The 24,111-nt window shown below is 64.9% G+C and carries 19 protein-coding genes and 1 tRNA gene; 12 read left to right on the forward strand and 8 right to left on the reverse strand.

Features of this window, described 5'->3' with window-relative positions:
• Positions 1-4: 4 nt before the first annotated feature.
• From ACIP0B_RS22780 to ACIP0B_RS22805, 6 genes are all read right to left on the reverse strand, one after another.
• Positions 5-80 (reverse strand) — tRNA-Gly (locus tag ACIP0B_RS22780).
• A 60-nt stretch (positions 81-140) separates the two neighbouring features.
• A complete protein-coding gene (gene pgsA, locus ACIP0B_RS22785; protein ID WP_085582590.1) occupies positions 141-701 on the reverse strand; it encodes a CDP-diacylglycerol--glycerol-3-phosphate 3-phosphatidyltransferase in 561 nt (186 codons plus the stop codon).
• 32 nt (positions 702-733) lie between these two features.
• Entirely contained in the window at positions 734-2,557 is a 1,824-nt protein-coding gene (gene uvrC, locus ACIP0B_RS22790) for an excinuclease ABC subunit UvrC (protein ID WP_400836224.1), read from the reverse strand.
• A 2-nt stretch (positions 2,558-2,559) separates the two neighbouring features.
• Entirely contained in the window at positions 2,560-3,201 is a 642-nt protein-coding gene (gene uvrY, locus ACIP0B_RS22795; protein WP_085582564.1) for a UvrY/SirA/GacA family response regulator transcription factor, read from the reverse strand.
• Positions 3,202-3,329: 128 nt separating this feature from the next.
• Positions 3,330-3,773, reverse strand: coding sequence for a GNAT family N-acetyltransferase (locus ACIP0B_RS22800; protein ID WP_400836227.1), 444 nt, complete (start codon positions 3,771-3,773; stop codon positions 3,330-3,332).
• Entirely contained in the window at positions 3,774-4,532 is a 759-nt protein-coding gene (locus ACIP0B_RS22805) for a carbon-nitrogen hydrolase family protein (RefSeq protein ID WP_400836229.1), read from the reverse strand.
• A gap of 620 nt (positions 4,533-5,152) precedes the next feature.
• Here ACIP0B_RS22805 and ACIP0B_RS22810 point away from each other — a divergent pair.
• Positions 5,153-6,223 (forward strand): 3-deoxy-7-phosphoheptulonate synthase, encoded by a 1,071-nt coding sequence (locus ACIP0B_RS22810; RefSeq protein ID WP_400836231.1) that lies wholly within the window; start codon positions 5,153-5,155, stop codon positions 6,221-6,223.
• 60 nt (positions 6,224-6,283) lie between these two features.
• Here the strand turns inward: ACIP0B_RS22810 and ACIP0B_RS22815 are convergent, their stop codons facing one another.
• Positions 6,284-7,336 (reverse strand): hypothetical protein, encoded by a 1,053-nt coding sequence (locus tag ACIP0B_RS22815; protein ID WP_400836233.1) that lies wholly within the window; start codon positions 7,334-7,336, stop codon positions 6,284-6,286.
• Between the two features lie 339 nt (positions 7,337-7,675).
• On the opposite strand from ACIP0B_RS22815, the gene ACIP0B_RS22820 reads away from it, so the two are divergent.
• The 10 genes from ACIP0B_RS22820 to ACIP0B_RS22865 all read left to right on the forward strand — a co-directional run bounded on the left by ACIP0B_RS22820 (position 7,676) and on the right by ACIP0B_RS22865 (position 20,816).
• The gene (locus ACIP0B_RS22820; protein WP_400836256.1) at positions 7,676-8,542 is read left to right on the forward strand and encodes an esterase/lipase family protein; all 867 of its coding nucleotides are present in this window, start codon (positions 7,676-7,678) and stop codon (positions 8,540-8,542) included.
• Positions 8,543-8,640: 98 nt separating this feature from the next.
• Positions 8,641-8,922 (forward strand): peptidylprolyl isomerase, encoded by a 282-nt coding sequence (locus tag ACIP0B_RS22825; protein WP_085582553.1) that lies wholly within the window; start codon positions 8,641-8,643, stop codon positions 8,920-8,922.
• 135 nt (positions 8,923-9,057) lie between these two features.
• Entirely contained in the window at positions 9,058-10,926 is a 1,869-nt protein-coding gene (locus ACIP0B_RS22830) for an extracellular solute-binding protein (protein ID WP_400836236.1), read from the forward strand.
• Complete coding sequence (locus ACIP0B_RS22835; protein WP_400836238.1) at positions 10,926-11,987, forward strand: microcin C ABC transporter permease YejB; 1,062 nt, start codon at positions 10,926-10,928, stop codon at positions 11,985-11,987. Before ACIP0B_RS22830 ends, ACIP0B_RS22835 begins: the two co-directional genes overlap by 1 nt.
• Complete coding sequence (locus ACIP0B_RS22840; RefSeq protein ID WP_400836240.1) at positions 11,987-13,009, forward strand: ABC transporter permease; 1,023 nt, start codon at positions 11,987-11,989, stop codon at positions 13,007-13,009. The genes ACIP0B_RS22835 and ACIP0B_RS22840 overlap by 1 nt, the downstream gene beginning before the upstream one ends.
• A 13-nt stretch (positions 13,010-13,022) precedes the next feature.
• On the forward strand, positions 13,023-14,597 hold the full coding sequence (locus ACIP0B_RS22845) for an ABC transporter ATP-binding protein (protein ID WP_400836242.1): 1,575 nt from the start codon (positions 13,023-13,025) through the stop codon (positions 14,595-14,597).
• Between the two features lie 123 nt (positions 14,598-14,720).
• A complete protein-coding gene (locus ACIP0B_RS22850) occupies positions 14,721-16,136 on the forward strand; it encodes a sigma-54 interaction domain-containing protein (RefSeq protein ID WP_400836244.1) in 1,416 nt (471 codons plus the stop codon).
• Between the two features lie 377 nt (positions 16,137-16,513).
• On the forward strand, positions 16,514-17,905 hold the full coding sequence (locus tag ACIP0B_RS22855) for a GntP family permease (RefSeq protein WP_400836246.1): 1,392 nt from the start codon (positions 16,514-16,516) through the stop codon (positions 17,903-17,905).
• Positions 17,906-17,912: 7 nt separating this feature from the next.
• Complete coding sequence (gene hbdH / locus ACIP0B_RS22860) at positions 17,913-18,686, forward strand: 3-hydroxybutyrate dehydrogenase (protein WP_400836248.1); 774 nt, start codon at positions 17,913-17,915, stop codon at positions 18,684-18,686.
• A gap of 174 nt (positions 18,687-18,860) precedes the next feature.
• The gene (locus ACIP0B_RS22865; RefSeq protein WP_400836250.1) at positions 18,861-20,816 is read left to right on the forward strand and encodes an acetoacetate--CoA ligase; all 1,956 of its coding nucleotides are present in this window, start codon (positions 18,861-18,863) and stop codon (positions 20,814-20,816) included.
• Positions 20,817-21,040: 224 nt separating this feature from the next.
• Here the strand turns inward: ACIP0B_RS22865 and ACIP0B_RS22870 are convergent, their stop codons facing one another.
• Complete coding sequence (locus ACIP0B_RS22870) at positions 21,041-22,150, reverse strand: PilT/PilU family type 4a pilus ATPase (RefSeq protein ID WP_400836252.1); 1,110 nt, start codon at positions 22,148-22,150, stop codon at positions 21,041-21,043.
• A gap of 104 nt (positions 22,151-22,254) precedes the next feature.
• Between ACIP0B_RS22870 and ACIP0B_RS22875 the strand changes: the two genes are divergently transcribed.
• On the forward strand, positions 22,255-24,111 hold a 1,857-nt coding region (locus ACIP0B_RS22875), incomplete at its 3' end, for a PAS domain S-box protein (RefSeq protein WP_400836254.1).

The raw sequence follows: 24,111 nt of genomic DNA on the forward strand, positions 1-24,111 counted from the left end.
AAATTGGAGCGGGAAACGAGACTCGAACTCGCGACCCCGACCTTGGCAAGGTCGTGCTCTACCAACTGAGCTATTCCCGCTTGGTGTGGCGCATTCTATAGATTTAAGAAGCGCCGTCAACCCTTTGATTCAAAAAAGTTTTATTTTTTTTCCACATCGGTCTTCAGGTGCGGCCAGGCGGCGCGCAGGTACTGAACCATCGACCACAGCGTCAGGCCGGCGGAGACCATCAGCAAGGCGTAGCCCAGCAGGACCCAGAAGCTGAAGTCCTTCGGATTCGCCAGCAGGATGACCAGCGCGAGCATCTGCGCGGCGGTTTTCCATTTGCCCAGGTTCGAGACGGCGACATGTGCACGGGCACCCAGTTCCGCCATCCACTCGCGCAGCGCCGAGACGACGATTTCGCGGCCGATGATGACAGCGGCCGGCAGCGTCAGCCAGAAGTTGCCGTGTTCCTGCACCAGCAGCACCAGGGCGACCGCCACCATGAGCTTGTCGGCGACCGGATCGAGGAACGCCCCGAACGGTGTGCTTTGCTTCAGTCGGCGAGCCAGGTATCCGTCAAGCCAGTCGGTTGCCGCAGCGAAAGCGAACACCGAGCTCGAGGCCAGGTAGCTCCACTGGTATGGCAAATAGAACAGCAAAATGAAAATCGGGATGAGCAGGACGCGGAGTACGGTGATCAGGTTAGGGATATTCATCGACACAACTGGCTACGAGGTGAATGGGCATATTACTCACTATGCAGGTTCGCATAAATCGACTCTGCAAGCTTTTTGCTGATGCCCGGTGCTTTGGCGATTTCTTCGATGCTTGCACGAGACAGCTCCTGCAATCCACCAAAATGTTTCAGCAAGTCCCGGCGGCGGGTCGGCCCTACCCCGGCGACGCCTTCCAGCGTCGAGGTGCGCCGGGTCTTGCCACGCCTGGCCCGGTGGCCGGTGATCGCAAACCGGTGGGCCTCGTCGCGGATCTGCTGGATCAGGTGCAGCGCTGGCGAGTCGCCGCGCAGGGTGAACTCATGCGATGCATCATTCAGATACAAAGTCTCGAAACCCGCCTTGCGGGTCGCGCCCTTGGCCACCCCCAACAGGATCAGGTCCGGCACCGCCAGCTCATTGAGCACGTCGCGGGCCATCGAGAGCTGCCCCTTGCCGCCGTCCACCAACAGGATGTCCGGCAACTTGCCCTCCCCGTCCTTCAGCTTGCTGAAACGCCGGGTCAAGGCCTGATGCATGGCGGCGTAGTCGTCGCCGGCCGTCACGCCCTCGATGTTGTAACGCCGGTAGTCCGACTTGATCGCCCCCTCCGGACCGAACACCACGCAGGACGCAACGGTCGCCTCTCCGCTGGAGTGGCTGATGTCATAGCACTCAAGGCGCTGCGGCGGTTCGTCCAGGTTCAGCACGTCGGCCAGGGCTTCGAAGCGCGCGGCGACATGCTGCCGGTTCGCCAGCCTTGCGCCCAGGGCCTGCTCGGCGTTGGTCACCGCCAACTGCTGCCAACGCGCCCGCGTGCCGCGCACACGGTGGCTGATCGTCAGTTCGCGACCGCGCAGCGTCTGAATCGCCTCGATCAGGGCCGGGAAGTCGTCATGCATCACGTTGACGATCAGTTCGCTCGGCAGGTCGCGTTCCGGGCTGCTGATGAAATACTGGCCCAGGAACGCCGACATGACCTCGGAGACATCCTCCTCGATCCCCACCTGCGGAAAGAAGTTCTTGCTGCCCAGCACCCGCCCGCCCCGCACGCTGATCAGGTGCACGCACGCGCCGCCCGGGTTGACGAAGGCGGCGATGACGTCGATGTCGCCGGTGCCGCCCTCCATGCTCTGCTGATCCTGAACCCGGCGCAGCAGCGCAATCTGGTCGCGCAGTTCCGCGGCGTGCTCGAACTCCAGATTGACCGCCGCCTCTTCCATCGCGGTGGACAGCTCGTTGGTCAACGCATGGCTGCGCCCCTCGAGGAACATCACCGAGTGGCGCACGTCTTCGGCGTACACCTGCGGTTCGACCAGCCCGACGCAAGGCGCCTTGCAGCGCTTGATCTGATACTGGAGGCATGGACGGGTGCGGTTCTTGTAGTAGCTGTCTTCGCACTGACGGACGAAGAACGTCTTCTGCAGCAGGCTGAGGCTTTCGCGGATCGCGCCGGCGCTGGGATAGGGGCCGAAATACTTGCCTTTGGCCTTCTTGGCGCCGCGATGGATGCTCAGCCGCGGAAACGGTCCGTCGGACAGATACACATAGGGATAGGACTTGTCGTCGCGCAACAGGATGTTGTACGGCGGCCGCCATTCCTTGATCAGCGTCTGCTCAAGCAACAGCGCTTCGGTTTCGTTGGCGGTGATGGTCGTCTCGACCTGAGCGATGCGCCCCACCAGCGCAGCGGTCTTCGGCGCGAGGCCGGTCTTGCGGAAGTAGCTGGCCAGGCGTTTCTTGAGGTTCTTGGCCTTGCCGACGTACAGCAGGCGCGCATCGCTGTCGAACATGCGGTACACGCCGGGGCGCCCGCTGACGGTCGACAGGAAGGCGCCGGAATCGAATGTGTCGGCCATGGTCAGAGGCTGGCGTCCACCATGCCGTGACGAACCGCCAGCAGCGTCAGCTCGACGTCGCTGCTGATCGAAAGCTTCTCGAAAATGCGGTAACGGTAGGTGTTCACGGTCTTGGGCGACAAGCACAGTTTGTCGGAAATGATCTGCACCTTCTGACAGCCGACAATCATCAACGCAATCTGGATCTCCCGCTCGGACAGCGCATCGAACGGCGAATCGTTGGTCGGCTGGAAGGACTTGATCGCCAGCTGCTGGGCGATCTGCGGGCTGATGTAACGCTGGCCGGCAAAAACCAGGCGTATGGCCTGCACCATTTCCGCCAGGCCGGCGCCCTTGGTCAGGTAACCGGCGGCACCTGCCTGGAGCAACCGCGTCGGAAACGGGTCTTCCTCGCACACGGTCACCGCGACCACCTTGATGTCCGGATGGCTGCGCAGCAGCTTGCGCGTGGCTTCCAGGCCGCCGATGCCGGGCATCTTGACGTCCATCAGCACCACGTCGGGCTTCAGTTCCCGGGCCTTGATCAGGGACTCTTCCCCGGACTCGGCCTGGCCAACCACCTGCAGGCCATCGATATCGGCCAGCATCCGTGTAATGCCTGTACGAACGAGATCATGGTCATCGACCACTAGCACCCTAATCAAGCAGACACCTCGCGAAACGGTCTTATTGAGTTGCCGGACACCTTAGCAAAAAAGTACCGGACAGACCTAGCGAAAAGCCGAAGATAAAAAGTTTCAATTCTTCATCCAGCCCTTGCCGGGCCTGCGTTTCAGAGCACAAGCGTACTCGGATCCAATTCCATCCGCAGGAAACACTCGTCCTCGCCCTGTACGGCAAATCCCTGTCTTTCATACAAGTTCCGGGCCGGATTGTTCTTGAACACGGTCAGACGCACGGCCGGGCGCCGTTCCTGACGCGCCATCGCAATGACCTGACCGATTGCCCAGGAGCCGGCACCTTGGCGGCGGTGGGTCTCGGCAACCTGCAATTCACGAATGTAGATCGCCCGCGCATCGCGGCTCAGGCTGAAAAAGCCGGACGTCACCCCGTCTCGCACGATCAGCCAGTTTTCACGCCCCGCCCAGCCCACGTCGAACCCTTCGTCTCGCCACAGCAGATCGTACCGAATGTAGTAGCGCAGCATGTTCCGGCAGGTGAGTTCCCGGGCGAACGCCAGATCGGCGGGGCTTGCCGGCCGTCGGTCAAATGCCATTCAGACCTCCGGCACAGCGGCGACCTGCCCCTGCCACACGCCGGCCCGGCGCCGGGCGACGACCAGGCAGTTCCCGGTGCCGGGCGCCGCAACGACCAACGCCCCATCGGCGGCCCAGATGGCGCTGCGCCCGGCCGACAGCCATCCCCCGGTTTCGCCGCCATGGTTGGCCATCAGCACCGTCATCCCATGCTCGCGGGCGTAGCCTTGCAGCATGGCGCTGTCGGGGCCGTAGCCCTTTTCGCCGATCAGTACGCCGGCGGCATAGCACTGCGCGCCCAGCCGTCGGGCTTCGGCGGCATGGCTGGCATGGGTGAAGTCGGCGCAGACGGCCAGCGCGACGGTCTCGCCGCCGATCGTCAATGCCGAACCGCCCTCGCCCGGCGCGAAATAGCGCTCCTCGCCCGTATGCAGGTGCTGCTTGCTGTAGACGCCCAGCGAACCGTCAGCGCCCATCGCCAAGGCGCCGATCAGCACCGGGCCGTGCGGCTGCAGCCGAATCGGCATGCCGACCACTGCGGTCACCCTCAGCTCCCGGGCGAGATCGCGCAACGGTTGCAGAACAGCGTCCTGAGGATCGACGGCCAGATCGGCGGCCAGTTCACCTTCGTATCCGGTGAGCGACAGCTCGGGAAAGACCAGCAGTTCGACGCCCTGATCGGCCGCCCGCTCGATGAAGCGCAGGTGACGCGCGATGTTGGCGCAAAGATCACCTTTGAAAGAGACGGACTGGGCGGCGGCAATCGTCAGATCTGACATGGTTTGTCCTTGGAGGATGGGCGGATGCCAGAGTGTGTCACAACGCCGCTCGCACTCAAGCGATAGAGACTGGCAGAGTATGCGATAGCAATTTCTGATTGCTGAGCCGCACAGGCCTCTAGTAAGCTCGGCCCCAACCTTACGGAGACACACCATGTTCAACGTCCCTTCCCAGCTCGACACCGCCAGCGCCCCGCGCTCGGTTGCGGCTGCCCGGTCGGCTGACGTCTGCGCTCCGGCCGGTTTTTATTTTGGGTATTGGTTTAGCCACTGGCGCGCCTGATACCCACACGGCGCCCATATGAACGGGTCGCCCACCAGAGAATTCTCAACCCCCGGTCGGCCTCCCGACCGGGGGTTTTGTTTTTCAGGCCCGAACCTTTTTCAGCGACACACCAGACACTTTTGAGGAATCACGACATGAACTACGCCACCTATTACCGCTACGACAGTTTTACCGCCTGGCGATTTACCAGCCTCCGCTCGGGACAGCCTGCCGCCTCCGATCGGTCACCCCAAGGTGGCAAGCACACACTCGAAGCCAATACGGCCCACTGTCGAACACCCCAGTAGGGACGGGTGCGCGGGAAGAACCCGCCACCCGCCCAGGAAGCTTGAATATGAACTCGTCCGTTTCTGCATTGCCACTGTCCACCCTCGATTCCGCCAACGAAGCGCTGACCCTGCGCCTGCCCACTTCGTTGCAGCTCAAACAGCAATTGCCCCTCGGCAATACCCTCAGCCAGCAAGTCGCCGCTCACCGCCAGGCGGCCCGAGCGATTCTCGACGGTGAAGATCACCGTTTGCTGGTCGTTGTCGGGCCCTGCTCGATTCACGATCCCCGGTCTGCCCTCGAATACGCCGAAAAGCTCGCCCGATTGAGCCAGGATGTCAGCGACCAGATGCTGCTGGTCATGCGCGCCTACGTCGAAAAGCCCCGGACCACGGTCGGCTGGAAGGGGCTGGCCTACGATCCGCGCCTGGATGGCAGCGATGACATGGCCGGCGGCCTGACGCTTTCGCGCGAACTGATGCTGGAGATGATCCGCCTGGGGCTGCCGATCGCCACCGAACTGTTGCAGCCCATGGCCGCCGGGTACTTCGATGACCTGCTCAGCTGGGCCGCCATCGGCGCACGGACCACGGAGTCGCAGATACACCGCGAAATGGCCAGCGGCCTGCCCATGCCGGTCGGCTTCAAGAACGGCACGGATGGCGGGGTCGGCGTAGCCGTCGACGCGATGCGCTCTGCCGCTCATGGCCACAGGCACTTCGGCGTCGACAGCCAGGGCCACCCGGCGATCATTCAGACCCCCGGCAATCCCGACACCCACCTGGTGCTTCGCGGAGGCCACAAAGGGCCGAACTTCGACCGCGACAGCGTTGCCGCGATCCAGGCCGCCCTGGCCCTCCAGCCGGTTCCAGGCAGGATCATGGTCGACTGCAGCCATGCCAACAGCGGCAAGGATCCCCTGCGTCAGCCGGCCGTCTTCAACGACGTGCTCGAACAGCGCCTGCAAGGCAACCGCGCATTGGTCGGCATGATGCTTGAATCCCACCTGTTCGATGGCTGCCAGGCATTGAGCGGATCCCTTCGCTATGGCGTCTCGATCACCGACGGCTGCCTGGGTTTCAGCGCAACGGAACAACTGTTGCGGCAGGCTGCGGAACGCTTGCGAAACCAGGCTTGAGCCCACGGCGACCGCCTTCCGGATCGTGCACGGTCCGGAAGGCCCGGTTCGCCTGTCCCGCTACCCCCGAACCTGCACCAAAGCCACCTCCGACACCTGGCTGACATCGTCCAGACGCTCTACTGAGTAGGAAACACGCACGGTTGTATCCAGGTGCTCTCGCCAAAACCGGTAAGGCACGATGAAGACCAAAGGCTGCCAAGCCGTTTCCGGGGTGATTTCCCGATAGTCGCGGTGGTTGAAGTTTTCACCGTCGCACATCAGGTAAACCAGTTCACCGCTTTCCGCCTGGGCGTTTCCGATCACCACGGTAATGCCGTCGAGAGAGTCCTCTTCGTTAAGCACCCCCTCATCCGCCCCCAGTACCTCCGGAGCGGACAGCGCCTCCCTCACCAATGGCGCGATGGTGAGCCGGGCCACCTCCGACAGCCGCACCGTGCCATCTTCTTGCTCAACCCGATAACCGACGGCCACTTCGCTGCCCAGGCAGGCGGCGATGCGGTCATGGGCGATCCACATCGAAAGCGTTGCCCCTACGGAAAAGGCTTCCACTATCAGGACATCCTGCAGCTCTGCGCCTTCCCCCTGGCCCCGCCAGAACAACCGGATGCGATCGCCTGCCGCCATGCGGGCATAGGGCCGGATGATGACCGCCGTGCCGTGAGGCACCCGGCCAGGATCAAGCGCACCGCCGACGGCCTCCTCAACCACCGGGGCAAGCAACTCGGGCCTTTGATCCCCGATGACCAACGACCGTCGCTCGGACAGCACCGGCTCGCTGAGCGATGCGCTGCAAAGCGTCCAGCCGACCTCCACGCTGCCGCCTTCCAGCGCAGCGATGACATCGCCCTTGATGACAAACACCACCTCACGTCCCGACTGCCCCTGGCTGACATGACGGACCTGGGAATGCTCGCTCGGGATGCCATCGGCATCCAGCCCTCTCCAGTTCAGTACCAGCCTGTCGCCATTGGCCATGCCCCGGTAAGGCGCCACAGTGACCACCGCTTTGTTCAGGGCCGGGTCAAGCATGCCTTCATTCAGGTCGTCGACGGCGGGCGCAGGCAACGTCGGGGCCCCGATGCTCGGGAGGTTCTTTTCGTCCATGTACATTCCGGCTCAATTCCTTTGCTTGGATAGAACGCTTTGCGTGGAAAGCGTCGAGTACGGCTTATTGAGCGCTTTCGGACAGAAAAGAGATGTCGGGGTATTTCGATGGCAAGACCGGTAAGTGCCGACACGCAAGGTAGGCAATCGACAAGCGGACGGAAGAAACCGGGCAAAAGACTCCCGAACGTTCCGACCCAAGCTTCAAGGAGCAGCGAGTTTTCCCACGCTTTCTAACCCCGATTCCGGCTTGAACCGAGGCGTCTTCCGACGTCGTCCACTGGGGGACGTGTTTTAGAGTGGCGGCTTTGATCACCGATGAACTTCTCGGAAAAAGGCAGAAACATGCAAAGGAATGCTACAACCCGCTATCCCGTCCTGTTGGTGCACGGTCTGTTCGGACTCGACCGCATCAGCGGTCAGGAGCCCTTCCTCGAAGTCAGGCAAGCCTTGCAGGCAGCTGGCACGCAAGTGTTTGTCCCGTACCTGTCAATCCCCCACAGTAACGAACTGCGCGGAGAGCAGTTGCTGGCCCAGATAGACCGCGTGCTCCTGGGCACCGGCGCCGCCAGGGTCAACCTGATCGGCCACAGCCAGGGCGCCCTGGCGGCGCGTTATGCCGCAGCGCTCGCGCCCGGCAAAGTGGCGTCCGTCACCTCGGTGAGCGGCCCGAACCACGGCTCGGAACTGGCCGACTTCCTGCTCAAGGCTTTGGTTCCCGGACGTTTGCCGCACCGTACGGCGCGATCCGCAGCCACGCTGTTCTGCGATCTTCTGTCATTGCTCAGCGGCCGCCCGGCGCTGCAGCCCGGCGCGGTGGCCACGCTCAAGGCGCTTTCGACAACGGCCGTGGGCTCGTTCAACGACAGGTTTCCCCAAGGCCTGCCAGCCACCTGGGGCGGTCAGGGCGCAGGGCAGGTCAACGGCGTGCGCTACTATTCCTGGGCCGGTTCACTGGCGGAAGACGAACGTTCGACGGACCGGCCCAATGGAATCTGCAGGTCGTTGTCCCGGTTTTTCACCACCGAGGCCGGGCAGAACGACGGTTTCGTCGGCCGCCACAGTTCGCATCTGGGCACGGTGATCCGTTCGGACTATCCGCTCGGCCATCTGGAGAGCCTGATCCGGACCGACGGCCAGCGCCTACCGGGGCCGGATCCGGTCGGGCTGTACGTCGAACATGCGATCCGCCTCCGTGAGGCTAACCTTTAACGCCCCGGCACCGGACAACCGGACGGAACATTGCCGAGAAATCGCCTTCCGAATCCGGTAGGCTCCACCCTTTATCGAACTGATTGGAGAGTTACCCCATGGCCCGAGCCACCGCCCGCCACATCCTGGTTTCCACCGAAGCCAAGTGCAACGAACTCAAGGCCGAGATCGAAGCCGGCGCCGACTTTGCCGAAGTGGCCAAGAAGAACTCCACCTGCCCGTCCAGCCGCGACGGCGGCAACCTGGGCTCGTTCGGCCCGGGCCAGATGGTCAAGGAATTCGACACCGTGGTGTTCAGCGCACCGGTCAACACCGTGCAAGGCCCGGTGAAGACCCAGTTCGGCTACCACCTGCTGGAAGTCACCAGCCGTCAGGACTGATCCGTCGTCCGGTCTGCAGCGCAACGGCCCGCCCTTCGGTGGGCCGTTGCGTTTCGGTTGCGCGATACGACTGGCGACCGGCGCGCCGCTCGCGTACAACTGGCGCTTATCGATCACCCGGCTCTAAGGCTGACAATGCGACTGGCTTTCCCCACATTGATGTTCACTGCCGTGGCCCTGCTGCTGGGCGCCGCCGGCGTGGACGCCGCACCGCAACACGCGCTCACCGTCTACGGCGAACCGGCCAAGTACCCCACCGGCTTCAGTCACTTCGACTACGCCAACCCGCAGGCGCCCAAGGGCGGGACGATGCGCCGCTCGGCCATCGAGATCGGCCATTTCGACCATGTCCTGCCGTATATCGACAAAGGCATCGGCGTCACCCAGATCGACGGCCTGCTCTATTCGCCGCTGGCCCAGCGCTCGCTGGACGAGCCCTACACCGTCTACGGACTGGTCGCGCAAAAGATGGAACGCTCGGACGACGGCCTGTCCCTGCGCTTTTTCATCAACCCCAAGGCCCGTTTCGCCGACGGTCAGGCGATCACCGCCGAAGACGTGCGCTACACCTACGACCTGCTGATGACCCAGGGCAGCCTGCGCTACCGCACCCAGTTCGCCGACGTCAAAGGCGTCGAGGTCGAAGCCCCCCTGACCGTGCGTTTCGACTTCAAGAGCAACGAAAACCGCACCCTGCCGCTGGACATCGCCACCCTGCCGGTGTTTCCGCAGCATTGGTGGAAGAGCCGCGACTTCGCCGGCGGCGGCGGATACGAACCTCCGCTGGGCAGCGGCCCGTACCGGGTCGGCAAAGTCGATTCCGGACGCAGCATCACCTTCGAGCGCAATCCCGACTGGTGGGGCAAGGACCTGCCGGTGAGCCGCGGGCTCTACAACTTCGATCATTTCAGCATCGAATACTTCGGCGACACCGACGTCGCCCGCCAGGTGCTGCGCGGCGGCGCCTACGACTACAACCGCGAGTTCTCCGCCACCGGCTATTCCATCGGCTACGACAGCCCGGCCCTGAGCGACGGTCGCCTGCAAAAGGCGCACCTGGCCACCGAAGCGCCGCAATCGGCCCAGGGATTCGTGTTCAACCTGCAAAAACCGGTGTTCCAGGACCGTCGCGTGCGCCAGGCGCTGGCCATGCTCTGGGACTTCGAGTGGAGCAACCGGCAGATGATGCGCAACCTGTACATCCGCCAGCAGAGCTACTTCTCCAACACCGACCTGGCCGCCCGCGAGCTGCCGGACGCCGCCGAACTGAAGATCCTCGAACCGCTGCGCGGGCAGATTCCCGACGAGGTCTTCACCCAGGTCTTCGAAGCGCCGAAGACCGACGGCAGCGGCCTGATCCGCGACAAGCAGCTCCAGGCGCTGGAGCTGCTGGAACAGGCCGGCTGGAAGCCGGACGGCGACCAGTTGGTCAATGCCCAGGGCGAACCGCTGGCGTTCACCTTCCTGGTCAGCCAGAACGGCATGGACCGTCTGCTGCTGCCCTACAAGCGCACGCTGAAACAGATCGGCATCGACCTCAGCATCCGCCGCATCGATTCGTCGCAGTACGTCAACCGCCTGATGAGCCGCGACTACGACATGATCGTCACCGGTTACCCGGTCACCACGTCGCCGGGCGGTGAGCTGCTCAACTATTTCGGCTCGGCCTCGGCCAACGACCCCGGCGCCAACAACTACATGGCGCTGAAGAACCCGGCGGTGGACAGCCTGATCAACGGCCTGATCCGCGCCTCGACCCAGGCCGACATGCTGCGCTACGCCCATGCGCTGGACCGGGTGCTGCAATGGAACTACTACTGGATCCCCAACTATTACCCGCCCGGCACCTCCACGGTGTGGTGGAACCGCTTCGGCATTCCCGCCGTGCAGGCCAGCAACGACGAGGCCATCGAGAGCTGGTGGGAAATCAGCCGCACGCCGTTGACCAACCAAGAGATGACCGCTGAGAAGATCAGCCGTGGCAGACCCGGAGGGCCGCACTGATGTGGGCTTACATACTGCGGCGCCTGCTGCTGATCATCCCGACCCTGGTGATCATCCTGCTGGTGAATTTCGTGATCATCCAGGCCGCCCCCGGCGGCCCGGTGGAACAGGCCATCGCCCACTTGCAGGGCATCGGCGGCGCCGCGGTCGGCGGCGGCTCCGGCGAGACCATGAGCGGCACCTCCCGGGCCAGCCGCGGCCTGGACCCGCAACTGATCAAGGACATCGAGAAACAGTACGGCTTCGACAAGCCGGCCCACGAACGCCTGTGGCTGATGCTCAAGAACTACGCGCAGCTGGATTTCGGCAAGAGCTTCTTCCGCGGCGCCACGGTCACCGACCTGATCCTGCAGAAGATGCCGGTGACCATTTCCCTCGGCCTGTGGGCGACGCTGATCACGTACCTGGTGTCGATTCCGCTGGGCATCCGCAAGGCCGTGCACCACGGCAGCCATTTCGACATCTGGAGCAGCACCGCGATCATCATCGGCTATGCGATGCCGGCGTTCCTGTTCGCGATGTTCCTGATCGTGGTGTTCGCCGGCGGCACGTCGCTGAACTGGTTCCCGGTGCGCGGGCTGGTCTCGGACAATTTCGAGTCGCTGTCGGCCCTGGGCAAGGTCGCCGACTACTTCTGGCACCTGGTGCTGCCGGTGACGGCGCTGGTGATCGGCGGGTTCGCCACCCTGACCATCCTGACCAAGAACTCGTTCCTCAACGAAATCACCCGCCAGTACGTGGTCACCGCACGGGCCAAGGGCCTGAGCGAGCGCCGGGTGCTGTACGGGCACGTGTTCCGCAACGCGATGCTGCTGGTGGTGTCGGGGATTCCCCAGGCGTTCATCAGCGTGTTCTTCGCCGGCTCCCTGCTGATCGAGGTGATCTTCTCCCTCGACGGCCTGGGCCGCATGAGTTATGAGGCGGCGGTATCGCGGGACTACCCGGTGGTGTTCGGATCGCTGTTCATCTTCACCCTGTTCGGCCTGCTGATAAAACTGGTCGGCGACCTGTGCTACACCCTCGTCGATCCGCGCATCGACTTCGCCGCGAGGAACGCCTGATGTTCAAGCTCTCGCCTCTGGGGCACCGCCGTTTCCAACGCTTCAAGAAAAACCGCCGGGGCTGGTGGTCGCTGTGGCTGTTCGTCGGCCTGTTTGTCCTCAGCCTGGGCGGCGAACTGATCGCCAACGACAAGCCGCTGGTCGTCAGCTATCAGGGCCAATGGTACTTCCCGGTGTTCAAGCGCCACACCGAACAGGCGTTCGGCGGGCAACTGCCGTTCCAGGCCGACTACCGCAGCGAGTACGTGCAGAACCTGATCCGCAAGGATGGCGGCTGGCTGCTGTTCCCGCCGATCCCGTTCAGCGACGACACGCCCAACTACGACCTCAACAAGCCGGCGCCCAGCCCGCCGACGACGGTCAACTGGCTGGGCACCGACGACCAGGCGCGGGACGTGCTGGCCCGGGTGATCTTCGGTGCGCGGGTGTCGATCCTGTTCGCCTTGATGCTGACCTTCGTCAGCGCGCTGATCGGCATCGCCGCCGGTGCCCTGCAGGGCTACTACGGCGGCTGGGTCGACTTGCTCGGGCAACGCCTGCTGGAGGTCTGGTCGGGGCTGCCGGTGCTGTACCTGCTGATCATCCTGTCGGGCTTCGTCGAGCCGAACTTCTGGTGGCTGCTGGGGATCATGGCGCTGTTCTCCTGGCTGGCGCTGGTGGATGTGGTGCGCGCCGAGTTCCTGCGCGGACGCAACCTTGAGTACGTCAAAGCCGCGCGGGCACTGGGCCTGAGCGACCGCAAAGTGATCTTCCGGCACATTCTGCCCAACGCGATGAACGCGACCCTGAGCTACCTGCCGTTCATTCTGACCGGGGCGATCTCGACCCTCACGGCGCTGGACTTCCTCGGTTTCGGCATGCCCGCCGGCAGCGCGTCGCTGGGCGAACTGATCGGCCAGGGCAAGCAGAACCTGCAAGCGCCGTGGCTCGGCCTGACGGCGTTCTTCACCCTGGCGCTGATCCTTTCACTGCTGGTGTTCATCGGCGAGGCGTTGCGCGATGCCTTCGACCCACGCGCCTGAGGCGGATGCTGAAATGACTGACAACCTGATCGAAATCCGTGACCTCAACGTCGCCTTCGGCGGCCAGACCGTGGTGCGCGACCTGTGCCTGGACATCCGCCCCGGCGAGTGCCTGGCCCTGGTGGGCGAATCGGGCTCGGGCAAATCGGTGACTGCCCACTCGATCCTGCAACTGCTGCCCGAAGGCGAAGCCCTCACCGCCGGCAGCATCCGCTACCGCGGCCGCGAGCTGGTCGGCGCCGAGCCCGCCACCCTGCGCGACCTGCGGGGCAACCGCATCGCCATGATCTTTCAGGAGCCGATGACCTCGCTCAACCCCCTGCACACGATCGAGAAGCAGATCGGCGAAACCCTGCTGCTGCACCGGGGATTGGGCGGCAAGGCGGCGCAGGGGCGCATTCTCGAACTGCTGGAGCTGGTGGGCATCCAGAAGCCCAAGGAACGCCTCAAGGCCTATCCGCACCAGTTGTCCGGCGGCCAGCGGCAACGGGTGATGATCGCCATGGCCCTGGCCTGCGAGCCGGAACTGCTGATCGCCGACGAGCCCACCACCGCCCTCGACGTGACCGTGCAGCGCAAGATCCTGCTGTTGCTCAAATCCCTGCAGCGGCGACTGGGCATGTCGCTGCTGCTGATCAGCCATGACCTCAATCTGGTGCGCAGCATCGCCCAGCGCGTATGCGTGATGAAGGCCGGCCAGATCGTCGAGCAGGCCCCGTGCGAAACCCTGTTCACCGCGCCCAAGCACCCTTACAGCTGCGTGCTGCTCAACGCCGAACCCGAAGGCGAGGCCCTGCCTCGGGATGCGCGTGAGAATGTGCTGGAAGTGGACAACCTGCGGGTGGACTTTGCGGTGGGCGGCGGATTGTTCCGACGCAAGCAATACCTGCGGGCGGTGGACGGCATCAGCCTCAACATCCAGCGCGGCAAGACCCTGGGCATCGTCGGCGAGTCGGGCTCCGGCAAGTCCACCCTCGGACAGGCGATCCTGCGCCTGCTCGACTCCCAGGGCAGCATCCGCTTTCAGGGCGAGTCGCTCGATGGCCTCAACCAGAAGCAGTTGCGGCCCTGGCGCCGGCAGATGCAGGTGGTGTTCCAGGATCCGTTCGGCAGCCTGAGCCCGAGGATGTCCGTGGCGCAGATCATCAGCGAAGGCCTGGAAGTGCACTGCGAGTCCAGCGCCCTCGAATGCGACGAACAGGTGATCCGCGTGCTCAAGGAGGTGGGCCTGGATCCCGAGAGCCGGCACCGCTACCCCCACGAGTTCTCCGGCGGCCAGCGCCAGCGCATCGCCATCGCCCGGGCGCTGGTGCTCAAACCGGCGCTGATCCTGCTCGACGAGCCGACGTCCGCCCTCGACCGCACCGTGCAGAAACAGGTGGTCGCCCTGCTCCGCCAGCTCCAGGAAAAGCACGGCCTGACCTACCTGTTCATCAGCCACGACCTGGCGGTGGTCAAGGCCCTGGCACACGACATGATCGTGATCAAGGACGGCAAGGTGGTCGAGTGCGGCGCCAGCCATGAGGTGTTCGAGTCGCCGCAGCATCCGTACACCAAGGAGTTGCTGGCGGCGGCGCATCCTGAGTGATCAGGGGCACCGCGTCGCATTCATCGCGAGCAGGCTCGCTCCCACAGGGGACTTCACTGCGCTTATGGGAGCGGTTTGCCCGGGAAGGCGCCGCCCCGGCCACACACATTCAGGATCCGCCCCATGAACACCAGCGAAAACCTCAAGGACTACCAACGGGTGCGCACCCTGGCGATCCGCTCGCTGTTCGAGATCATCGAGCAGTCCAGCGAAGGCACGGTGATCGTCGACCGTGACGCCAACATCGTCTGGATGAACGAGCGCTATGCCCGGCGCTTCGGCCTGGCGTCCGCCGCCGGCGCCATCGGCAAGCCCTGCGAGAGCGTGATCCCCGGCAGCCTGCTGCGCGAGGTGGTGCGCACCGGGCGGCCGATCCTGCTGGACATGCAGGACACGCCCAAGGAGCCCCTGGTGGTGATGCGCCTGCCGATCCACGACAACGCCGGGGCGGTGATCGGCGCCATCGGCTTCGCCCTGTTCGACGAGTTGCGCAGCCTCTCGCCCATGCTCAAGCGCTACCTGAGCCTGCAAGAGGAGCTGGCCTCGACCCGTTCGCTGCTGCGGGCGCGGCAGACCAAATACAATTTCGCCCACTTCATCGGCACCAGCGCCGCCAGCCTGGAAGTCAAACGGCGGGCCCGGCGCAGCGCCAGCGCCGAATCGCCCGTCCTGCTGCTGGGCGAGACCGGCTCCGGCAAGGAGCTGCTGGCCCAGGCGATCCACAGCGCTTCGCCCCGGGCGCACAAGGCGTTCGTCAGCATCAACAGCGCGGCGATCCCGGAAGCGCTGCTGGAGGCGGAGTTCTTCGGCACCGCCCCCGGCGCGTTCACCGGCGCCGACCGCAAGGGCCGCACCGGCAAGCTGCAGATCGCCCAGGGCGGCACGCTGTTCCTCGACGAGATCGGCGACATGCCGCTGCCGCTGCAAAGCAAGCTGCTGCGGGTGCTGCAGGAAAAGGAGTTCGAGCCGGTCGGCTCCAACGACGTGATCCAGAGCGATGTACGGGTGATCGCCGCCACGTCCACCGATCTGGAGGCGGCGATCAAGCGCGGCGAGTTCCGGGCCGACCTGTATTACCGCCTCAACGTGCTGCCGATCCATGTGCCGCCGCTGCGCGAACGCCTCGACGACCTGCCGGCGCTCAGCGAGGCAATCCTGGAAGACCTGCGCAGCCAGCATGAGCTCGACCGCCAGGCGCTCGAACTGCTGGGGCAACACGCTTGGCCGGGCAACATCCGCGAACTGCGCAACGTGCTGGAGCGGGCGGCGCTGCTCAGCGACGCCCTGGTGCTCACGGCCGATGACATCCGGGCGGCGATCGGCACGTTTGTGCCGGTCGAGCGCGGGCCGTCTGCGGTGCCTGAGCCGCTGGCCCACGAGACCTTCAGCCAGGCCCGCGAGCGGTTTGACCGGCAGTTGATCCAGGCCACCCTCGCGCAATGCGGGGGCAAGGTGGTAGAGGCGGCGCAGCGGCTGGGCCTGGGGCGGTCGACGCTGTACAAGAAAATGGTGGCGTTGGGGATTGTCGAGTCTCACTAGAGAGACTCAAGTCTCCTGATAGAGAAAAACAGGCAAACCTGTTTTCACAGGGATTTTCTCCAGTGACAGGAACAATGGGCTTGCACTGGTTCTGTGGTGATTTGACTGGCGCTATCGCCAGCAGGCTGGCTCCCACAGGGTTCTGTGGTGAACATAGATCCTGCATTCAGCCAAGTCCTCTGTGGGAGCCAGCCTGCTGGCGATGGCGCCCTGCCAATCACCCAATATCTCAAAACAGAGACAAAAGACTCTCGCCCACCCATAAAATCAAAATAAACTCCTTATATTTCAATGACTTAAGGTTTTGGCACAAAACTCGCTAACAGCCTCTGCGTACCCGCAACACCCACAAAAATAACAATCCCTGGAGACACACCATGAGTGTGATCATTGCCCTGGCGGCGCTTGCGCTGCTGATGCTGGCCGCTTACCGAGGCTACAGCGTCATCCTGTTCGCCCCCATCGCCGCCCTCGGCGCTGTCCTGCTCACCGATCCGTCCGCCGTCGCGCCCGCCTTCACCGGCGTGTTCATGGAAAAGATGGTCGGCTTCATCAAGCTCTACTTTCCCGTATTCCTGCTCGGCGCCGTGTTCGGCAAGCTGATCGAGCTGTCCGGGTTCTCCCGTTCCATCGTCGCGGCGGCGATCCGTCTGCTCGGCACCCGCCAGGCGATGCTGGTGATCGTGCTGGTGTGCGCCCTGCTCACCTACGGCGGCGTGTCGCTGTTCGTGGTGGTGTTCGCGGTGTATCCGTTCGCGGCGGAAATGTTCCGCCAGAGCGACATCCCCAAGCGGCTGATCCCGGCGACCATCGCCCTGGGCGCGTTCTCTTTCACCATGGACGCCCTGCCCGGCACGCCGCAGATCCAGAACATCATCCCCAGCACCTTCTTCAACACCACCGCGTGGGCGGCGCCCTGGCTGGGTGTGATCGGCACGGTGTTCGTGTTCTGCGCCGGCATGCTGTTCCTCCAGCGCCAGCGCCACAAGGCGCAGAAGGCCGGCGAAGGCTACGGCAGCGAACTGCGCAACGAGCCGGACACCGCCGACGACCTCAAGCTGCCGAATCCGTGGCTGGCGCTGTCGCCGCTGCTGGCGGTGGGCGTGATGAACCTGCTGTTCACCCAGTGGATTCCCCAGTGGTACGGCAAGACCCACAGCCTGGCGCTGCCGGGCATGGCCGCGCCGGTGACCACGGACATCGCCAAGCTCACGGCCATCTGGGCGGTGCAGGCGGCGCTGCTGGTGGGCATCCTGATGGTGCTGGCGTTCGGTTTCGGGGCGATCCGCAGCAAGCTCGCCGAAGGCAGCAAGAGCGCGGTCAGCGGCGCCTTGCTGGCGGCGATGAACACGGCGTCGGAATACGGTTTCGGTGCGGTGATCGCGTCCCTGCCGGGGTTCCTGGTGCTGGCCGACTGGCTCAAGAGCATTCCCAATCCGCTGGTCAACGAGGCCATCACCGTCACCTTGCTGGCCGGCATCACCGGCTCCGCGTCCGGCGGCATGAGCATCGCGCTGGCGGCGATGTCCGAGCAGTTCATCAGCGCCGCCCACGCGGCCAACATCCCGCTGGAGGTGCTGCACCGGGTGGCCGCCATGGCCAGCGGCGGCATGGACACCCTGCCGCACAACGGCGCCGTCATCACCCTGCTGGCGGTCACCGGGCTGACCCACCGCGAAGCCTACAAGGACATTTTCTGTATTACGCTGATCAAGACCCTGGCGGTCTTCGTGGTGATCGGCACTTTCTACGCCACCGGCATTGTGTGAGGTATTCATGACGACTCTTTCGGGCAAGACCGCTCTGGTCACCGGTTCCACCAGCGGCATCGGCCTGGGCATCGCCCACGTGCTGGCCAAGGCGGGCGCCGACCTGATCCTCAACGGCTTCGGCGACGCTTCGGCGGCGGTCGCGGACATCGGGCGGCATGGCGGCAAGGTCGGCCATCACCCGGCCGACGTCAGCGACCCGGCGCAGATCGCCGACATGGTCGCCTACGCCGAGCGCGAATTCGGCGGCGTGGACATCCTGGTGAACAACGCCGGGATCCAGCATGTGTCCGCCGTCGAAGATTTCCCGGTGGAGCGCTGGGACTCGATCATCGCCATCAACCTGTCGTCGGTGTTCCACAGCACCCGCCTGAGCCTGCCGGGCATGCGCGGCAAGGGCTGGGGCCGCATCATCAACATCGCTTCGGTGCACGGCCTGGTGGGCTCCACCGGCAAGGCCGCGTATGTGGCGGCCAAGCACGGAGTAATCGGCCTGACCAAGGTGGTCGGCCTGGAGACCGCCGCCAGCAACGTCACCTGCAACGCGATCTGCCCGGGCTGGGTGCTGACGCCGCTGGTGCAGAAGCAGATCGACGACCGGGCGGCCAAAGGCGTCGATCCGCAGCAGGCGCAGCATGACCTGCTGGCCGAGAAGCAGCCGTCGCTGGCGTTCGTGACGCCGGAACACCTGGGTGAGCTGGTGCTGTTCCTGTGCAGCGAGGCCGGCAGCCAGGTGCGCGGCGCGGCGTGGAACATCGATGGCGGGTGGCTGGCGCAATAGCCGTCACGGCCCCGCTCCCACCCTGGTTTGAGGGCGCCGCTCAAAGGGTGGGAGCCAGCCTGCTGGCGATGGCGTCAGTGATGGCGCCGCAGGGCCGGGGCAAGACATTCGCTCCCGCCGGTGGAGCGGTGAGTCCACTCAGTTTTGTGTGCATACGATAAGAAGAGGCAACCCATGTCCGACATCCTCTGGCAACCCGACGCCCGACGCATCGCCGATTCGCCCATGGACGCCTTCCGGCGCTTCGTCGAGCAACGCCATCACCTGACCCTGGCCGACTACCCGGCCCTGCACGCCTGGAGCGTCGGGCAGCGCGAGGCGTTCTGGCAGGCCATCGTCGATTTCTTCGACATCCGATTCCACACGCCACCCGAGGCGGTGCTGCGCGAAGGCCCGCAGATGCCCGGCGCCGAATGGTTTCCCGGCGCTACCCTGAACTTCGCCGAGCACCTGCTGCGCCGCCGCGACGAGGCCGTGGCAGTGGTGGCCGTGGCCGAAGACGGCCGGCGCGAAGAACTGAGCTGGGCGGAACTGGCCCGCCAGGTCGCCGGTTTCCAGGTCGGCCTGCAAGCCGCCGGCATCGGTTTCGGCGACCGCGTCGCCGCGTGCATGCCCAACACCTGGCAGACCCTGGTGGCGATGCTCGCGACGACCGGCCTCGGCGCCATCTGGTCGTGCTCCTCGCCGGACTTCGGCACCCACGGGGTGATCGACCGCTTCGGCCAGATCGAGCCGAAAGCGTTGATCATCTGCGCCGGTTACCGCTACGCCGGCAAGACCGTCGACCAGACCGTCAAGATCAACGAGATCCTGGCGCAGCTGCCGTCGCTGCAACAGCTGATCATCGTGCCGGGCCCCGAAGCGCAGAACGACACCGCGGTGTACCGCACCGAGGCCGACGTGGCGCTGTGGGGCGACTTCTACCGCCCCGACGGCGAACCGCAATTCGTGCCGGTGCCGTTCAACCATCCGCTGTACGTGCTGTATTCCAGCGGCACCACCGGCGTGCCGAAATGCATCATCCACAGCACCGGCGGCGTGCTGCTGCAACACGTCAAGGAACATGGCCTGCACGTCGGCCTCGGCCCCGCCGACCGCTTGTTCTACTACACCACCTGCGGCTGGATGATGTGGAACTGGCTGGTGTCGGCCCTGGCGGTCGGCAGCGCCGTGGTGCTGTACGACGGCTCGCCCTTCCATCCGGGCAACGAACGGCTGCTGGACCTGATCGACGCCGAGCGCATCAGCGTGTTCGGCACCAGCCCCAAGTTCCTCGCCACCCTGGAAAGCAGCGGCCTCAAGCCGCGCCAAAGCCATGACCTGGGCAGCCTCAAGACCTTGTTGTGCACGGGATCCGCGCTGTCGCCGCAGAGCTACGATTTCGTCTACCGCGACATCAAGACAGACGTGTGCCTGGCCTCGATGTCCGGCGGCACCGACATCGTCTCCTGCTTCGTCAACGCCAACCCGCTGTCGGCGGTGCGCCGCGGCGAGATCATGGGCAAGAGCCTGGGCATGGCCGTGGAGGTCTGGAATGACGCCGGCCAACCGGTGATCGGCGAAAAAGGCGAGCTGGTGTGCACCCGGCACTTCCCCGCCATGCCCATCGGGCTGTGGAACGACCCGGACGGCGAAAAGCTGCGCAAGTCCTATTTCAGCCTGTTCCCCGGCGTCTGGGCCCAGGGTGACTACGCCGAGGAGCGGCCCCACGGCGGCATGCTGATCCACGGCCGCTCCGACGCGGTGCTCAACCCCGGCGGCGTGCGCATCGGCACCGCCGAAATCTACCGGCAGGTGGAGAAGGTTCCCCAGGTGCTGGACAGCGTCGCCATCGGCCAGCATTGGCAGGACGATGTGCGGGTGGTGCTGTTCGTGCGGCTCCAGGACGGTATCGAACTCGACGAAGCGCTGCAGCAGCAGATCCGCCAGGTGATCCGCGCCAACACCACGCCGCGCCATGTGCCGGCCAGGATCGTCGCGGTCACCGACATCCCGCGCACGCTCAGCGGCAAGGTGGTGGAGCTGGCCGTGCGCAACGTGGTGCACGGGGAGCCGGTGAAGAACACCGATGCCCTGGCCAACCCCGAGGCGCTGGAGCAGTTCCGTGACCGGTCTGAGCTTCAGGCCTGAGCCCACTCCCCTGTGGGAGCGAGCCTGCTCGCGATGGCGTCCTGTCAGTCAGCCTGGATATGACTGATACACCGCTAACGCGCGCAGGCTCGCTCCTACAGGTATTTGCGGTGGCCGCAGATTCTGCATCCACCCAAATTTTCTGTGGGAGCCAGCCTGCTGGCGATGGCGTCAGTCAAGGCACCGCAGGATCAGGACAGTCGTCCCCATAGGATCAGCGGGGATCAGTCCATCAGCCCCCAATCCCCGGCCGCGCCCGCCGGCGGCGGCAAGGTGTCGGCGTGCAGTTTCAGGCGCAGGCGCAGGTTGTTCACCGAGTCGGCGTTCTTCAGCGCTTGCTCCTCATCGATCACGCCCTCGGCCACCAGGTCGAACAGCGCGCCGTCGAAGGTCTGCATGCCCAGTTCCGTGGACTTTTCCATGATCGCCTTCAGCTCGACGAACTCGCCGCGGCGGATCAGGTCGCCGACGGTCGGCGTGCCCAGCATCACCTCCACCGCCGCCCGCCGCTGGCCGTCGCGGGTGCGCACCAGTCGCTGGGAGACGAACGCCTTGAGGTGATTGCCCAAGGCGTGCAGCAGTTGCGGACGCCGCTCTTCGGGGAAGAAATTGATGATCCGCTCCAGCGCCTGGTTGGCGTTGTTGGCGTGCAGCGTCGACAGCACCAGATGCCCGGTCTCGGCGAAGGCCAGCGCATGCTCCATGGTCTCGCGGTCGCGGATCTCGCCGATCAGCACCACATCCGGGGCCTGGCGCAGGGTGTTCTTCAGCGCCGCATGGAAACTGCGGGTGTCGACCCCGACCTCACGCTGATTGATGATCGAGCGCTTGTGCCGGTGGATGTACTCCACCGGATCCTCGATGGTGACGATATGCCCGCTGCTGTGGCGGTTGCGGTGGTCGATCAGGGCCGCCAGCGACGTGGACTTGCCCGAGTCCGTGGCGCCGACGACCAGGATCAGCCCCTGCTTGAGCATCACCGAGTCGAGCAGCACCGGCGGCAGCTTCAGGTCCTCGAAACGCGGGATGTCGAGCTTGACGTTGCGGATCACCACCGAGACATCGTTGCGCTGCTTGAAGATGTTGACCCGGAAACGCCCGATGCCGGTGCGGGAAATCGCCAGGTTCATTTCCAGCTCCCGGTCGAACTCCCGGCGCTGTTCGGCGTCCATCAGTGAAGCGGCGATGCCCGCCACTTCGCCGGGCTTGAACGGCGACTCGGTCAACGCCGTGAGCACGCCTTCGAACCGCGCGCTGGGCGGCGCGCCCGTGGAGAGGAACAGATCCGAACCGTGGCGGCTGGCCAGTTGTTTCAACAGTGCGTCGATTTCCATGGCAAAAAGCACCCGCAAAGTTTTCAATGAACCCGCAGAGGCAGGCGACTACCGCATCAGGATAGTCGACGCCGGCCCGCCGACCGACGATCAGGATCCGACCGATGAACGCCGTACCCGCCACCGATGACGCCCAGGCGCTGATTGCCCGCACGGACTGGAGCCGCACGCCGCTGGGCGCCGCCGGCACCTGGCCGCAGAGCCTGCGCACGGCGGTGGACATCGTGATCCACTCGCCGATGCCGATGCTGCTGCTCTGGGGCCCGCACCTGACGCAGATCTACAACAACGGTTTCGCCCTGCTGGCCGGCAGCAATCATCCGCGTGCTTTCGGACAGCCGGCGCACGACATATGGCCGGAATTCAGAGACTTCACCGACCCGATCTACAGCGCCGTCCTACAGGGGCAGGTGCGCACCTACCACGAACAGCGCTTCACCCTGCCGCAACGGGACGGTCGGGAGTCCGACTTCTGGCTGGACCTGACCTACAGCCCGATCCGCGACGAGAGCGCCCAAGTGACCGGGATCCTGGTCACGGCCATCGAAACCAACGAACGCCGGCGCATGGCCCAGGAACTCAAGCAGCATTCCGAAGCCAGCCTCAAGGCTCAACGCGAGACCGAAGAACGCCTGCAACTGGCGCTGGCCGCCACCGATGCGGTCGGCACCTGGGACTGGGACATCGGTGAGGACCGTTTCCTTGCCGACGCGCATTTCGCCCAACTGCACGGCGTCGACCCGGCGCTGGCCAACCGCCTGCCGATCAGCGAATACCTGCACGGCGTGCACCCCGAGGACCGCGCGCTGATCGCCCGCAGCATCAAGCATTGCATCACCCACGGCACCGAATACGCCGAGGAGTACCGCCTGCTGCAGGCCGACGGCGAGGTGCGCTGGGTGTTCGCCCGGGGGCGCTGCTACAAGGATCACCATGGCCGGCCCGTGCGCTTCCTCGGCGCGGCGCTGGACCTGACCGAGCGCAAGCTCACCGAACAGGCGCTGCGCCAGAGCCAGACCGAGCTGCAGCTGATCATCAACGCGATGCCGATCCTGATCAGCTACGTCGACCGCGAAGAGCGCTTTCGCCTGAACAACGCCGCCTACCTGGACTGGTACGGATTGACGCCCCAGGAGCTGTACGGCCGCACCATCCGCGACGTGCTCGGCGACGAGGGCTATTTTCTGCGCAAGCCCTACATCGCCGAAGCGCTGGCCGGGCGGCCCTGCTCGTTCAGCCTGTATTCGCCGCACCGCGACGGCAGCCTGCGCCACGCGCTGATGAACTATCTGCCGCGCCACGGGCCGGACGGCGCGGTCAACGGGTTCTACATCTTCGTGATCGACGAGACCGAGCGCAAAAAGACCGAAGAGGCCCTGCGCGACCTCAACGAAACGCTGGAGGAGCGCGTCGCCGCCCGCACCAAGCAACTGGCCCAGGCCAACCAGCGCCTGCAGAACGAAATGTTCGAGCGCGAGCGCGCCGAAGACGCCCTGCGCCACGCCCAGAAAATGGAGGCGGTCGGCCAGTTGACCGGCGGTATCGCCCACGACTTCAACAACATGCTGACCGGCATCATCGGCAGCCTCGACCTGATGCAGCGCTACATCGCCAGCGGCCGCACCGGCGAGATCGGCCGCTTCACCGAGGCCGCCGTGTCATCGGCCAACCGCGCCGCCGCCCTCACCCACCGGCTGCTGGCGTTTTCCCGGCGCCAGTCGCTGGACCGCAAGACCCTGGACGTCAACGAACTGATCCACTCGCTGGAGGACCTGATCCGCCGCACCAAGGGCGACCCGATCGAACTCACGCTGCGCCTGGGCGACGGCGTGTGGCTGGTCAGCACCGACGTCAGCCAACTGGAAAACGCCGTGCTCAACCTGGTGATCAACGCCCGCGACGCCATGCCCGAGGGCGGCGAACTGCTGATCGAAACCGCCAACGTCTACCTCGACGGCAGC

The organism is Pseudomonas sp. NPDC089534, assembly GCF_044749305.1.
Lineage (GTDB): Bacteria > Pseudomonadota > Gammaproteobacteria > Pseudomonadales > Pseudomonadaceae > Aquipseudomonas > Aquipseudomonas ekonensis.

What these genes read in the sequence shown, in the direction of transcription:
- ACIP0B_RS22820 (WP_400836256.1), top strand. Translation starts at nt 7,676, where the DNA reads ATGCAAAGGAATGCTACAACCCGCTATCCCGTCCTGTTGGTGCACGGT.
- ACIP0B_RS22810 (WP_400836231.1), top strand. Translation starts at nt 5,153, where the DNA reads ATGAACTCGTCCGTTTCTGCATTGCCACTGTCCACCCTCGATTCCGCC.
- ACIP0B_RS22870 (WP_400836252.1), bottom strand. Translation starts at nt 22,150, where the DNA reads ATGGAAATCGACGCACTGTTGAAACAACTGGCCAGCCGCCACGGTTCG.
- ACIP0B_RS22815 (WP_400836233.1), bottom strand. Translation starts at nt 7,336, where the DNA reads ATGTACATGGACGAAAAGAACCTCCCGAGCATCGGGGCCCCGACGTTG.
- ACIP0B_RS22805 (WP_400836229.1), bottom strand. Translation starts at nt 4,532, where the DNA reads ATGTCAGATCTGACGATTGCCGCCGCCCAGTCCGTCTCTTTCAAAGGT.
- ACIP0B_RS22800 (WP_400836227.1), bottom strand. Translation starts at nt 3,773, where the DNA reads ATGGCATTTGACCGACGGCCGGCAAGCCCCGCCGATCTGGCGTTCGCC.
- ACIP0B_RS22865 (WP_400836250.1), top strand. Translation starts at nt 18,861, where the DNA reads ATGTCCGACATCCTCTGGCAACCCGACGCCCGACGCATCGCCGATTCG.
- ACIP0B_RS22850 (WP_400836244.1), top strand. Translation starts at nt 14,721, where the DNA reads ATGAACACCAGCGAAAACCTCAAGGACTACCAACGGGTGCGCACCCTG.
- uvrC (WP_400836224.1), bottom strand. Translation starts at nt 2,557, where the DNA reads ATGGCCGACACATTCGATTCCGGCGCCTTCCTGTCGACCGTCAGCGGG.
- ACIP0B_RS22840 (WP_400836240.1), top strand. Translation starts at nt 11,987, where the DNA reads ATGTTCAAGCTCTCGCCTCTGGGGCACCGCCGTTTCCAACGCTTCAAG.
- ACIP0B_RS22825 (WP_085582553.1), top strand. Translation starts at nt 8,641, where the DNA reads ATGGCCCGAGCCACCGCCCGCCACATCCTGGTTTCCACCGAAGCCAAG.
- ACIP0B_RS22855 (WP_400836246.1), top strand. Translation starts at nt 16,514, where the DNA reads ATGAGTGTGATCATTGCCCTGGCGGCGCTTGCGCTGCTGATGCTGGCC.
- hbdH (WP_400836248.1), top strand. Translation starts at nt 17,913, where the DNA reads ATGACGACTCTTTCGGGCAAGACCGCTCTGGTCACCGGTTCCACCAGC.
- ACIP0B_RS22830 (WP_400836236.1), top strand. Translation starts at nt 9,058, where the DNA reads ATGCGACTGGCTTTCCCCACATTGATGTTCACTGCCGTGGCCCTGCTG.
- ACIP0B_RS22845 (WP_400836242.1), top strand. Translation starts at nt 13,023, where the DNA reads ATGACTGACAACCTGATCGAAATCCGTGACCTCAACGTCGCCTTCGGC.
- pgsA (WP_085582590.1), bottom strand. Translation starts at nt 701, where the DNA reads ATGAATATCCCTAACCTGATCACCGTACTCCGCGTCCTGCTCATCCCG.
- ACIP0B_RS22835 (WP_400836238.1), top strand. Translation starts at nt 10,926, where the DNA reads ATGTGGGCTTACATACTGCGGCGCCTGCTGCTGATCATCCCGACCCTG.